At 26.9% G+C, this 13676-nt stretch carries 11 protein-coding genes; 3 read left to right on the top strand and 8 right to left on the bottom strand.

Annotated features, from left to right (window positions below; all coding sequences use genetic code 11):
• Window positions 1-4: 4 nt before the first annotated feature.
• From malX to pepF, 3 genes are all read right to left on the bottom strand, one after another.
• On the bottom strand, window positions 5-1540 hold the full coding sequence (malX, locus tag Q0K52_RS09940; RefSeq protein WP_297298979.1) for a maltose/glucose-specific PTS transporter subunit IIBC: 1536 nt from the start codon (window positions 1538-1540) through the stop codon (window positions 5-7).
• Window positions 1541-1652: 112 nt separating this feature from the next.
• Window positions 1653-3245 (bottom strand): helix-turn-helix domain-containing protein, encoded by a 1593-nt coding sequence (locus Q0K52_RS09935; protein ID WP_297299009.1) that lies wholly within the window; start codon window positions 3243-3245, stop codon window positions 1653-1655.
• 164 nt (window positions 3246-3409) lie between these two features.
• Window positions 3410-5230 (bottom strand): oligoendopeptidase F, encoded by a 1821-nt coding sequence (gene pepF, locus Q0K52_RS09930; protein WP_297298978.1) that lies wholly within the window; start codon window positions 5228-5230, stop codon window positions 3410-3412.
• A gap of 142 nt (window positions 5231-5372) precedes the next feature.
• Here pepF and Q0K52_RS09925 point away from each other — a divergent pair, with 142 nt between their 5' ends.
• The 3 genes from Q0K52_RS09925 (at window position 5373) to Q0K52_RS09915 (ending at window position 7998) form a co-directional block, all read left to right on the top strand.
• On the top strand, window positions 5373-5573 hold the full coding sequence (locus Q0K52_RS09925; RefSeq protein ID WP_297298976.1) for a hypothetical protein: 201 nt from the start codon (window positions 5373-5375) through the stop codon (window positions 5571-5573).
• Between the two features lie 156 nt (window positions 5574-5729).
• Entirely contained in the window at window positions 5730-6086 is a 357-nt protein-coding gene (locus Q0K52_RS09920) for a hypothetical protein (protein ID WP_297298974.1), read from the top strand.
• A 64-nt stretch (window positions 6087-6150) separates the two neighbouring features.
• Window positions 6151-7998: a bifunctional UDP-sugar hydrolase/5'-nucleotidase gene (locus Q0K52_RS09915; RefSeq protein ID WP_297298972.1), complete on the top strand. Its 1848-nt coding sequence runs from the start codon at window positions 6151-6153 to the stop codon at window positions 7996-7998.
• A 148-nt stretch (window positions 7999-8146) separates the two neighbouring features.
• Here Q0K52_RS09915 and Q0K52_RS09910 read toward each other — a convergent pair whose 3' ends face one another.
• The 5 genes from Q0K52_RS09910 to Q0K52_RS09890 form a co-directional block, all read right to left on the bottom strand.
• Window positions 8147-8449: a PTS sugar transporter subunit IIB gene (locus tag Q0K52_RS09910; protein ID WP_297298971.1), complete on the bottom strand. Its 303-nt coding sequence runs from the start codon at window positions 8447-8449 to the stop codon at window positions 8147-8149.
• Between the two features lie 19 nt (window positions 8450-8468).
• The gene (locus Q0K52_RS09905; protein ID WP_297298970.1) at window positions 8469-8900 is read right to left on the bottom strand and encodes a PTS sugar transporter subunit IIA; all 432 of its coding nucleotides are present in this window, start codon (window positions 8898-8900) and stop codon (window positions 8469-8471) included.
• A gap of 70 nt (window positions 8901-8970) precedes the next feature.
• Window positions 8971-9942, bottom strand: coding sequence for an NAD(P)-binding domain-containing protein (locus tag Q0K52_RS09900; protein WP_297298968.1), 972 nt, complete (start codon window positions 9940-9942; stop codon window positions 8971-8973).
• A gap of 103 nt (window positions 9943-10045) precedes the next feature.
• A complete protein-coding gene (gene gyrB, locus Q0K52_RS09895) occupies window positions 10046-11959 on the bottom strand; it encodes a DNA topoisomerase (ATP-hydrolyzing) subunit B (RefSeq protein WP_297298966.1) in 1914 nt (637 codons plus the stop codon).
• Window positions 11960-12200: 241 nt separating this feature from the next.
• On the bottom strand, window positions 12201-13241 hold the full coding sequence (locus Q0K52_RS09890) for an alcohol dehydrogenase (RefSeq protein WP_297298965.1): 1041 nt from the start codon (window positions 13239-13241) through the stop codon (window positions 12201-12203).
• Between the last annotated feature and the right edge of the window lie 435 nt (window positions 13242-13676).

The following is a 13676-nucleotide window of genomic DNA, read 5'->3' as shown; positions in this document are numbered from 1 at the left end:
ATAATTAGCTTTTTATAAGTTTGTCTAATTTATTTTTAACAACATGTACTTGAGGACCTATAATTATTTGAAGATTTGTTTCATCTAATTTTACTATAGCTATAGCACCAGTAGCTTTTATTTCTTCTTCATTTATTACACTCATATCTTTAACAACTAATCTAAGTCTAGTAATACAGTTGTCAAGTGAAACTATATTTTCTTTACCGCCAATAGCTTTTAACATTCTTTCAGCATCATATCCGCCAAGTTTTACACTGTCGCCTTCAGCAATAACTTCTCTTCCAGGAGTTTTCAAATCAAATTTCAATATAGCAAATTTGAATACAAAATAGTATATAGCAAACCATACTACACCTACAACAGGCACCAAATACCAATTAGTTCTTGTACCTTGTAATACTCCGAATACTATGAAGTCAATTAAATTTCCATCAGTATTTCCTATAGCAACTTTTAATATACCCATAGTCATAAATCCAAGTCCAACCATTATACAGTGGAATATATAAAGAACAGGAGATATAAACAAGAATATAAACTCTAAAGGTTCAGTAATTCCGCCTATCATACAAGCTATTACACCAGATGTTAATAAACCTTTAATTTTATTTTTATTCTCTGGTTTTGCAGTATGATACATAGCAAGTGCTACTGCGGGAAGACCGAATAAATATGAAGGCATTTTTCCTTGAGATAAGAATCTAGTAACATTAGGATCCAAAATACCATTTGCAAACTCTTTATAAAATATAGTTAAAGCACCTGATACAGTTTCTCCATTAATAACAGCATCACCGCCTGCTGAAGTAAATCTAATCATAGCAACAAGTATATGGTGAAGTCCGAAAGGTCTTAATAATCCTTCTCCTGTACCAAATAAGAATGGTCCGAAAACACCTGCTTTTCCTATTAAATTACCAACACCTATAATCAATTTATTGAAAGTAGGCCATATAAAAGGTATTAATAAACTTATTACACCAACTATAACTGAAGTAGCAATAGGCACAAATCTTGCACCGCCAAAGAATGCTAATGCATCAGGAAGTTTAATTTCATGGAATTGATTATGTATTTTAGCAACTATAATACCTATTAAAATACCGCCTAATACACCAATATCTATACTTTGTATACCCATTACCATAGCCTGACCTGCTGCTTTCATATCTTCTGGTGCTGCTAAAGTACCAGTAGCTTTTAATAAGAAATTAACAGATAAACATGATATAACAAATCCAACATATCCTGAAAATGCTGCAACGCCTTTATCATCTCTTGCAAGTCCTAATGGTATAGCTATTGCAAACATAGCTGGAAGATTTGAAAATGCAAAAGAACCTATTGTTGCCATAAATTCAAAAAATACTCTTATAGCAGGTATTTTCAAAAAAGGCAAAACTTCTGCTGTTACAGAACTAGCAAATGAACTTCCTATTCCAAGCATAATACCGCATGCGGCAAGTAAAGAAACTGGAAGCATAAATGTTTTTCCTAATCCTTGGAAAAATTCCCAAAAATTAACTTTCTTATTCATATTACATACCTCAACACTTTAATTTATTAATACGTTGATCATATTTAGCATGCAAAGAATTAAAAATCAATATAAATAATATTTCACTTTTTTTTGAATTTTTTTGTATGGCTTATTTGTTATAATATTTTTCTATTACTGATATGATATTTTCAGATGATTTTTGATTTATGATTTCTTCTATTAATTCATCATATTCAGAAAGCTTCATTATTTGAGATACTATTTTTAAATGTTCTGTTTTATTATTTGCTATTATAAATAATAAAATATTAGCTTCTTTATTATTTATTATAACTGGTTTATCGAAAACAATTAAATGTACACAAGATGTATTTTCAGAGCTATTTATATTTGTATACATATTGCTAATGAGGAATATTTTTTCTTTTATAAAAAAATATTGCCCGAATTCATTTAATATATTAGTAAATACATCAATATCTTTATTCTTAATATATTTATTACTAAGAAAATTATTTACAATATTCTCTATACTTATATTATTTCTTACAATATGAATATTTTTCCTTTTTAATTTTTTTGAAATATCATAAACATCTCTCACATCATTATAAATGAATTTAGAAAATTTCTTTTTTATTTTTTCTATTAAAATATCTTTATTATTATAATTTTTATCTATTATTTTTATAAGCTCTTTCAATGAAATTTTATCATAAGGATAAATATACTTCTCTATAATTTTAGATATATAATAAATTTCTTCTTCCCTTAAAGGCTCCTGCAAATATGACATATTATCATTTACACATAGTTTAACTTTATTAAATACATTAATATCTAAATTATCAAAATCCAATTTATTATCTATACAAAAATTATTTTTAATTCTATATATTGCAGGCAAAAGATATCTGATAAGCTCATTTACAAGTTCTTCATCTATTGGAATATTCATACACTCTAAAATTTTTAATATAAATCTTTCTGATATTATTTTATTCTCATAGAAATGCTCATTATAATATTCGCTTATAAAATATTCAGTCAAGTGAAGTATTTCATATTTATAATTATTATTTTTATTCAATAAAAAATGATTAAATATAGATTTTATTTTTTTATATTCAGGAAGTTTAATTAAAAAATCAGCATTATTTTTTTGATTTATTATATGATTACTTTTTATTCTTTCTAATGTAGCTATTAAATATAGAGACATTATATTTTTGAATTTATTAGAAAATTTTGATTTAAATTTCTTTTCAACTTCAAGTATTATATCATTTATGACATTAATATCTATTTTGTTAATATATTCTTTTAATATAGATAGTTCAATTTTTTCATTCGGATATATTACCTTCACATAATTAACTTCATTTGATTCTATACTAACATACTGAAGCATATTCAAAAATTTTAAATGCCTTAATTTCTTTTCATTGCCGCCTAATATTATCTTATTAACATCTAAATAAAAATACAAATCAAAATTATTAAGATACTTTTTCAAATCATTAATATCATTTTTAATTGTAGTTCTGCTTACATTTAAAAATCTTTCTAATTTTGATATAGTTACATTATTTTTAAAAAGAAAATTAAATAAAATATATTGCTTTCTTTCCTCCTGAGATAATAAATATTCTCTTATAGGTATTTTGTCAATAAAAGAAATCAAGGCATTATCATCTATACCGAAATAGAGTTTTCCATTTTTTATATATATTTCAGGCATTGAATATTCTTTTAAATAATAATTAATATTATCAATATAATATCTTACAGCCCTAGTAGTAATTTTATACTTTTCTACTAATATATTTATAGATACTGGATTATTATTAATTTCTCTTAATATATCCAAATAAACTTTAGTCAAACTCATATTTTTTATTTAAATTAGTTTAATGATTTTAATTCCTCTACTTCTTTAGCAAATAATTTCAAAGCACTTTCTACAACTTCAGGCTTAGTCATATCAACACCGGCAACTTTTAAATTCTCTATAGGAGTTCTGCTTCCTCCGCTTCTTAAGAATTTCAAATAATTATCTCTGTTTGTATAGTCGCCTTTAGCATTGCCTTCAAGCACTCCATTAGATAAAGCAACAGCAGCTGACATACCAGTAGCATATTTATAAACATAGAATGAGCGGTAAAAATGAGGTATTCTTAAAGCCTCTAAATCGCTTGTTTCTTCAAGTACTGATTTCTCTCCAAAATATTTTTTAAGTAAATCTTTATAAACTGTTCTTATAAGTTCTAATGTTGTTGGATTTCCTTCTTCTGCCTCTTTATGAATTATATGCTCAAATTCTGCGAACATAGTTTGTCTGAATACAGTAGCAACAAATCCGTTTATATCTTTATTAAGTAAAAATGCTTTAACTTCTTTTTTACTTTCATTTTGCATTAAATAATTAAATAAAAGTTTCTCATTGAAAGTAGATGCAACTTCAGCCTCGAATATACTATAATCATGATGCTGAAATGGATTATTTTTTCTGCTGTAATAGCTATGCATACTATGTCCTGCCTCATGTGCTAAAGTAAATACTGATTCAATACTTTCATCTCTGAAATTCATCAATATATAAGGCTCTGATACATAACAGCCTGCTGAGAATGCACCGCTTGTTTTACCTTTATTTTCATATTTATCAACCCATCTTGAATTAAGACCTTTTGTTAAAGTTGATACATATTCTTCACCCAGTGGTGATAAGGCTTTATTTAAAACTTCTATTGCTTCGTCAAATGTATGATGTAACTTAACATCTTTTACCACTGGGGCATATTTGTCATATTGTCTGAAATCATTTATTCCTAATTTATTAGCACAATATTCATAATAACTATGTACTGCTGGCAAAGCATTATGAACACTTTCAATTAAACTGTCATAAACACTTACTGGTATATCATCACCGAATAATTCCATTTCGCGTACACTGTTATAATTTCTTATTCTAGCATCGAATATATCCTGTTTTATTTGGCTTGCATAAAGTTCTGCTAATGTATTTTTATGTTTGTCATACTCTTTATAAAATTGATTATAACTGTTCTTTCTTATTTCTCTGTCATGACTTTCTTGGAAACTTGAGAATGTTGCATGAGTTAATGGAGTTTTCTCTCCGTTATGCTCTAATACCCCAAAGTCTAAATCAGCATCATTTAAAGTATCAAATACATTTGAAGCTGTTGAAGCTAATTCTCCTTGTAAAGCTAATATTCTTTCCTCTTTTTCTGATAATGTATGAGGCTTGTATTTAAGTATATTTCTTAAATAAATTAAATAATCTTTCAAAACTTCATCTTTCAAAAAACTATTAATCTTTTCATCTTCTATGCTCATAAGTTCAGGCTCAAAATAACTTAAATTAGCAGAAAATTCTGATGAAAGTTTAGCAAATCTAGCTACTTTTATATTAGAATCATTATTAGTTAAATCTTCTGTTTGTTTTAAGAATGCATAAGAACCTAGCTTTTCCAATATTATAGAAGCTTTCATTATACTGTCTAATATATCTTTTAATTCTTTTGCTGATTTTGAAAGATTGCCTTTAAACTTACTGACCTCTTTTGAAAAATCTTCCATTGATTTAAAATCTTTTTCAAACTCATCATCATTTCTATATAATAAAGTTAAATCCCAAGTATCTTCTATTTTTACATCTTTTCTTTCTATTAAAGTGTTTGATTTATTTTCATTACTCATATAATATTTACTCCTTAATAATATTTTTTATTAAAACATATTTAATTATTATTTGTAAATTATAACATAATATAGCATTTTACAAAATAATAAATAAATATATTATATAATAGTATAAAATATTTATTTTTGGAATATTATTTTGGAACAATATATTATTGTCAATGAAAAAACAATTAAAGAACAAATTACTAAATTAAACGAAATTATAAAAAATAATAATTTGTATAAATTAAGTGATGAATTAGAAAAAATATTATATAATGAATTAAAAGCTGGAAACACAATAAGAGAAATTTCAGTTGGAGGATTTGAAGATAAAGAACATTTATTTATTTTTTAAATAAACCTTTCATTGAAAAAGTAATAAAAGATACTAAAAATACAAAGTATATAGAAATTGATGATCCTCATTATTGGAAGGCAGAATATACAGATATACAAAATAAACAAACTATAGCCTGTCCTTTTTAAAAATGATAACATAAGGAGATTTATAATGGAAAAATTTAACTTGCAAGATATGGAACAAATAATGACTTTTTACCTAATATTCAATTTCATAATATTAGTATGTTTAATATATATTGTAATTTCTTTAATTTTTAGAGTATTATCAAAAAATAAAAATAAAGAAAATACAAATAATAAAAAAGAAAAATACAAAAACAAAAGAAAGAAGAAAGATATTATAGATTTATTCTGGACAGAAGATAAAGACAGTAAATCAAGAACAATTTTTAAAAGAAGCTTTTTCGTAATATTTATTATCTTTACATTATATTATATATTTAATTCTATCAATTTTATAATGTCTAATATAGATATAGTAAAAAAAGTTTTAAAAATAGAATAATCGATATTTATTTTGCTCCATTTATGTTATAATCGAAATATAAGAAAATATATGGAGGCAGTGTATGAAAAGAGGTTATATAATAATGAGTATTTTATTATCCGCATTACTGACTAATGTATCATGCAGTTCTAACAACAAAAAAGTATATCCTGAAGGGGAAATTGATTTTACAATAGTACAAACAACAGATATTCATGGAATGATTTTTCCGTATAACTTCATAACAGATGAAGAAGAAAATACTTCAATGGCTCATATATCTACATACGTAAAACAGTTAAGAAATGAAGGAAAAACTGTTTTATTATTAGACGATGGCGATTCACTACAAGGACAGCCTACTGTTTATTATTATAATTTTGTAGCTACAAATGAACCTCATATATGGGCAGAAGTTTTAAATTATATGAATTATGACGCTATAGGAGTTGGAAACCATGATATTGAGGCAGGACATAGCGTTTATGATAAACTTGCCAAAGAATTAAAAGCTCCTTTAATTTCTGCAAACTTAGTAGATGAAAAAACTCAGAAACCATATTTTAAACCTTATACTATAATAGAAAAAAATGGTGTAAAAATAGCTGTACTTGCACTTATAGAACCTGCAATAGACAGACAGCTTCCAAAGGTTTTATATGAAGGCTTATCTACAGAAGATATGGTGGAATCAGCTAAAAAATGGGTAAAAACTATAAAATACAAAGAAAATCCTGATATGATAATAGGGCTTTTCCATGCTGGAGCTAATCATACAGAAGATAAAGAAACATTCAAAAACGAAAATGCAAGTCAATTAGTTGCAGAACAAGTTGATGGTTTCGATTTAATACTTGTCGGACATGACCATCAAGGCTGGATGGGGTTTGGTTATGATGAAACTTCAAAACAAAAAACTAAAGAAGTAAAAAGTCCAAGCGGAAAAATAGTTCCGATATACGGCGGAATTAATGCGGCAAGATATATAGTTTCTATAGATGTAAATATGAAATATAATAAAGATAATAATGCTTGGGATATAAAATTTGACGGTACTTTATTAGAACCATCATCATTTGAAGCAGATAAAGAATTTTTAGATAAATTTGAAAGCGCCAAAAAAAATATAACAAAATGGGTTGGCAGAGATATAGGTAATTTGAATACTAAGCTTACTTCTGATGAAGCTATATTCGGAGACAGTTATTTCTTAAGCTTCATACATCAATTACAATTTGAAATAGCTGAAAAAGAATTAGGAGAAAAAGTTGATTTCTCTTTTGCAGCCCCATTAAGTAAAGATGCTGTATTGAATAATGGTACTGTAAAAGTAAGAGATATGTTTAGTTTATATCCTTATGAAAACTTTTTCTATGTTATGAAATTAACAGGAAAACAAATAAAAGACTTTATGGAATATTCTTACGGCAGATGGTTCAATACTATGACTAATATTAATGATCATGTTATAGCCTTCAAAAAAGATGCTAAAGGTGAATTAATATTTAATAACAGATATAATTCTTATGATACTGTTACACCTAGTTATAATTATGAAAGCATTGCTGGATTGAATTATACTGTAGATATAACAAAACCTAATGGTGAAAAAGTTATAATAGAATCATTAAGCGATGGAAGACCTTTTGAATTAGATAAAGAGTATAAAATAGCAATTAACTCTTACAGAGGAAGCGGCGGCGGCGGACATCTTACACAAGGTGCAGGCATAGATTTAAAAACTTTACAAAATATGGATTTAGTAGTAAAATCCACTGATAAAGATTTAAGATACTATATGATTAACTGGTTTGAAGAACAAAATGGACCTATTACTGTTGAAAAACTTAATAACTGGAAAGTAGTACCGGAAGATTATCTTCAAGCTGGAATGAAAAAAGACTATAAGCTTTTATATCCAAATAATTAATCAATAACAATAAAAAAGCAGAGGCTGTTATTTTAAGCTTCTGCTTTTTATTATCAAAACAATTTTAAACTATCAATTTTTAATACTATACTTTTTAAAACATAAGTCAGTATTTTTATAATATCAAAATTTTTAGTTTACATTAAAATTACTTCTTTTTTAATTCGTTTAAATATCCAGATTCTTCGATTTTTTGTTTAAACTCTGCTTCAGATAAGATATTTTTTATACCTATTAACTTAATACCTTTATCTTCTACATATTTGAATTGGTCAATAAAATTAATAGGACAGAAAATCAAATCATATTTTTCTAAATTATTATTGTTCAAATCAGAGTGCTCAATTTCTAAATTTTCCACTCCTAATTTTATTAAAGACATTTGAGCTTTTTCTTGCATCATCAAACTTGTACCAGTACCATTAGCACAAATAACTAACACTTTTAACATAATTAATCTCCTTTTTAATTTAAATTAAATTTAAAATATCTTCTTCTTGCAAATCTTCTTTTATCAATTTAGATATTTTTTCATTATCGCATAAAAAATCTGCAAGTTCTAATAAAGCATCTTGATGACCATTAGAGTCTTCAGCAGCTAAAGTAAAAAATAAATAAACTTTTTCCTCTGTTTGATAAAAATCTACACCATTTCTTACTTTCAATAAACTAAAACCTTTTTTTATTACCCCGTCCTCAGGTCTTGAATGAGGCATCGCTACATTCTCTGTTAAAACTATATAATTTCCATATTTATAAACATTATCGATTATAGCCTGAATATATCTTTTTTCTATACAACCGCTATTTAATAAAGGTTCAGCTGCAATACGTATAGCATCTTCCCAATTAGAAACGCTATCAACTATTTTTATATTATTTTGTAATAATTCTTTTAACATTTTTCTACATTATCGATAAAATAATAGGGCTTCTTAACCCAAGCCCCATTATTTCATATAAAATTAATTTTTATTTGTTTTCTTCTTGCATTAAATTGTATATATGTTCTACTATATCAAAACCAGCATTCAAAGCTTTAGCAATAGAACCGCCTGATTTATACAATATATCTCCAGCTATATATAAATTCTTAACAGAACATTCATGTTTTTCATTTACTATAGGTACACCATGTTCATCTAACTCTATATCACATCTCTTTAAGAAGTCTACTGGTGCTACACCGCCTAAAGCATATATAACTCTGTCATAAACATCTTCTGTACCATCAGCATAATTTACTAAAACTTTTCCTTCTTTATCTTTTATAGAAGTTATATCTACACCTAATTTTGGCTTAACTTTTCCGCTGGCAATATCTTCTTTAATAGTTTCTAAATTCTTTTCATTAGGTCTAGTAAATTCAGCCTTTCTATAGTTGATAGTAACATCATTATCTTTACCTAATAAATAAGCATATTCAACAGCTGAATTACCGCCTCCAACTACTAATACTTTCTCATTTTCTTTACATTTATAAATATTGAAATTTACAACTGCATTCAAGCTTGGAGGTATAGGATAATCTGGTCTATTTGGTCTGCCCATTTTACCTATTGAAGCTACTACATATTTAGCAAGATACTGTTTATTATCAACTGTAGTTACTTCTAAATATTCACCATTTTTCTTTATAGATTCTACTTCAGTATTGAACATAGCTTCTATATAGTTTCCAAATAAACATTCACTGAATAAATCTAATACATCGCCTTTAGTTGCAGTTTCAAATTTAATATTTCCTTTTAAATCTAAAGTTTCACCTTTATAATCTTTATCAACTCTTTTATCATCTTTGTAAAATTTTCTGATAGTAGTAGAATGGTTATCGCCTTTTTCTATTAAAAGAACTTTAGACATCTTTAATATAACAGCCTCAACAGCTGAAGCAATACCGCCAGGACCGCCTCCTACTATAATTAAATCGTATATATTATCCATAGATTTTACTCCTTTTATTTTCAAAAAATATAATTATTCTTTGCTTAAAATAAAACAATATTTAGAAAAAATACAAATATAAAATTTAAAAAAATTGCTAAAATTAAACGTCCAAATTCTTAACGTATCTAGCATTGGCTTCGATGAAATCTCTTCTAGGTTTTACTTCATCGCCCATAAGCATAGAGAATAATTGATCTGCTTTTTCTGCATCTTCAGTTAATACTTGATACATAAGTCTAGTTTCAGGATTCATAGTAGTTTCCCATAATTGGTCAGCATTCATTTCTCCCAAACCTTTATATCTTTGTATATCATATTTTCTATCTTTATTCTCAGCAAGTATTTTATCTCTTTGTTCATCGGAATAAGCATAAATAAAATTCTTTTTATCAAAACTTATTTTGTACAAAGGAGGAACTGCTATAAATATATGACCTAAATCTATTAAAGGACGCATATATCTAAAGAAGAATGTTAGAAGTAAAGTTCTTATATGTGAACCGTCGATATCGGCATCGGCCATAATAATAACCCTGCCGTATCTTATTTTTGATATATCAAAAGAAGCTCCTACTCCGCATCCTAATGCTGCAATTATAGGTTTCAAACTTTCATTATCTATTATTTTATCAAGTCTGGCTTTTTCAACATTTAATACTTTACCTCTTAAAGGAAGTATAGCTTGGAAATGTCTATCCCTTCCGCCTTTAGCAGTACCGCCTGCAGAGTCTCCCTCTACAAGATATACCTCACATTTATCAACTTCCTGCTCTGAACAGTCAGCCAATTTTCCAGGCAAAGAATCACTTTCTAATGCATTTTTTCTTCTAGCTAAATCTCTAGCTTTTCTAGCTGCTTCTCTAGCTTGAGCTGCAGATATAATTTTTTCCAATATAGCTTTTATAACTTTTGGGTTTTGTGAGAAATAATCATTCAAACCTTCAACTACAAGTTTTTCTGTTACCGCTCTTACTTCTGTATTACCTAATTTAGTTTTTGTTTGTCCTTCAAATTGAGGATTAGGTATTTTTACAGATACTACAGCTACTAAACCTTCTCTTGTATCTTCACCCATAAATGTTATTTTATTTTTCTTATCTAATTCAAGTTTTTTAGCAAAATCAGTATAAACCCTAGTTAAAGCAGTTCTAAATCCTACTAAATGCGTACCGCCTTCAGTTGTATTGATGTTGTTACAATAAGTAAATATATTCTCATTATAAGCATCAACATACTGCATAGCTACTTCTACATCTGTTTTATCTTCTGTTTTATGTAAATATATAGGTTTATCATGTAATGGTTTTTTATTTTCATTAAGGTGTGTTATAAACATTTCTATACCACCTTCATAATAAAACTCATTACTTACAACTTCTGATTCTCTTTTATCTATAAGAGTTATTCTAATACCTCTGTTTAAGAAAGCTAATTCTCTTAATCTATTAGCAAGTATTTTATAATCATAAACTGTTGTTTCAAATATTTCAGGATCTGCTTTAAATGTTACAGTAGTACCAGTTTTATTGCTTATACCTACCTCTTTAACAGGTTCTTCAGGTACTCCTCTATGATATACTTGTCTGTATAATTTACCATCTTTATTAACTTCAGCAATAAGTTCTGTACTTAAAGCATTAACAACGGATACACCTACACCATGCAAACCGCCTGATACTTTATATGTTTCATTATCAAATTTACCGCCGGCATGCAATTTAGTCATAACAACTTCCAAAGCTGAAATTTTTAGCTTAGGATGCATATCTACCGGTATTCCTCTACCATCGTCTTCTACTTTGATGATATTGTCTTTTTCTATAGTAACGGTTATATTCTTACAATATCCTGCCATAGCTTCGTCTATACTATTGTCTACAACCTCATATACTAAGTGATGCAAACCTTGTGCACCTGTAGAACCGATATACATACCAGGACGTTTTCTAACAGGGTCTAGTCCTTCTAAAACTTGAATGTTCTTGGAACTATATGTTTTTTCTGCAGCAGCCATATTTGTAATATCCCTCTTATATTTTATTTTAAAACTTTATTTCTACTATTATACAATGAATAACCAAATATTACAAATTTAAATTACAGTATTTTTATATAAAAATGTTAGAATACTCTAAATTACGTATAAAAAGTATAATATTCTTGTAAAAAACTTATATTTATTAATATTTTTAAACAAAAAATAAGATTTACTATAGACTTTAATATATATACATTTTTATAAAACATAAAAAATATTATACATTTTCAACAGCTACTTTAATACAGTTATCCTCTTTCTTATCGAATATTTCATAACCTTTCAATATATCATCTAATTTTACTCTATGAGTGATAAGCAAATCTGTATTTATTTTTCCTTCTGAAATTAGCTTTAAAATTTCATCGCTATGAACTGCATCAACTCCGCCAGTTTTGAATATTAAATTTTTGCCATACATAATATTTAAAGGAAGTGATTGAGGCTTTTCATACATAGCAACTAATGCAACTACAGAATTAGGTCTAGCAATTCTCCAAGCTAAATCAAATGTATTCTCCCCTCCTGCAGCTTCTATTGTACCATCAGCAAGTCTTCCATTATTAATATCTTTTACATATTCTTCTATGTTATTATTTTTATTAGGGTTTATTGTATAATCTGCTAAATTATTTTCTTTTGCAATACTCAATCTATTTTCATTTATATCAATAGCTATTATTTTTTTAGCACCGAATATTCTAGCACTCATCATAGCACAAAGCCCTACAGGTCCGGAACCTATTACAGCAACAGTATCATTGTTCTTTATTTCACAAAGTTCAGCTCCAAAATAACCGCTTGCCAAAATATCACCTACGAATAAAGCATTTGAATAGGATACATTTTCTGGAATAATATTTAATGACGTATCAGCATAAGGAACTCTAACATATTCAGCCTGACATCCATTAATGCGGCATCCTATTTCCCAACCGCCTTTTTCACAGTTATTTATAAAACCATTTTTACAGTAATAACATTCTCCGCAAAAAGTTATACAATTAGCTGAAACTCTATCTCCTATATTTAATTTTTTTACATCGCTTCCTACTTCTATAACTTCGCCTACAAATTCATGTCCTAAAACTATATTCTCTTTAGCTCTTGGAACAGCTCCGTTTATTATATGAAAATCGCTTGTACATATACTAGATAATGTAACTTTAACTATCGCATCTTTACTGTCAATGATTTTTGGATTTTCTATTTCTTTTAATTCTATTTTTTTATTTCCTAAATAAACTAAACCTTTCATAATTATTTCCTAATATTAATTAAATATATTATAATTCTATATACACTAAAATTTCTTCAGTTTGTAAAAATTAGTTTTTATATTGTTATTATTTTCGGGGACTAGCCCCCGAACCCCCAGTTCTTTTTGTGACCAAAAGAACCAAAAAGACTGCATTTTTAACCAAGAATATGTATTATATCACGTTTAATACATATTCTTAAGATATCAATTTATAGTATGTGTATTTTTTGATCTGCAATACATAGCCAAGAAATTTGGTAAAGCTAGCAGAGCATTTATAACAAAAAAGTTGATAATACATTTACCAAGATATAAAAATTGACAAAATATAGTTGTTTAGCTATATTATAATTTTATATGTTTAAGAGCCATAGATATTGCACACTTTTAGTTTAAAAAAAGAAGGTATTCCTTATAATTTAAATTTCTAGA

Origin of the sequence: uncultured Brachyspira sp., assembly GCF_944390845.1 — a bacterium.
Classification (GTDB): domain Bacteria; phylum Spirochaetota; class Brachyspiria; order Brachyspirales; family Brachyspiraceae; genus Brachyspira; species Brachyspira pulli.
Note: the sequence above shows the minus strand (reverse complement) of the source record. Positions and strands in the feature narration are given on the sequence as shown.

Coding starts and splice junctions, on each gene's coding strand:
- Q0K52_RS09915 (WP_297298972.1), top strand. CDS start 6,151: ATGAAAAGAGGTTATATAATAATGAGTATTTTATTATCCGCATTACTG.
- Q0K52_RS09890 (WP_297298965.1), bottom strand. CDS start 13,241: ATGAAAGGTTTAGTTTATTTAGGAAATAAAAAAATAGAATTAAAAGAA.
- Q0K52_RS09935 (WP_297299009.1), bottom strand. CDS start 3,245: ATGCCTGAAATATATATAAAAAATGGAAAACTCTATTTCGGTATAGAT.
- Q0K52_RS09905 (WP_297298970.1), bottom strand. CDS start 8,900: ATGTTAAAAGAATTATTACAAAATAATATAAAAATAGTTGATAGCGTT.
- gyrB (WP_297298966.1), bottom strand. CDS start 11,959: ATGGCTGCTGCAGAAAAAACATATAGTTCCAAGAACATTCAAGTTTTA.
- Q0K52_RS09910 (WP_297298971.1), bottom strand. CDS start 8,449: ATGTTAAAAGTGTTAGTTATTTGTGCTAATGGTACTGGTACAAGTTTG.
- Q0K52_RS09900 (WP_297298968.1), bottom strand. CDS start 9,942: ATGGATAATATATACGATTTAATTATAGTAGGAGGCGGTCCTGGCGGT.
- pepF (WP_297298978.1), bottom strand. CDS start 5,230: ATGAGTAATGAAAATAAATCAAACACTTTAATAGAAAGAAAAGATGTA.
- Q0K52_RS09920 (WP_297298974.1), top strand. CDS start 5,730: ATGGAAAAATTTAACTTGCAAGATATGGAACAAATAATGACTTTTTAC.
- malX (WP_297298979.1), bottom strand. CDS start 1,540: ATGAATAAGAAAGTTAATTTTTGGGAATTTTTCCAAGGATTAGGAAAA.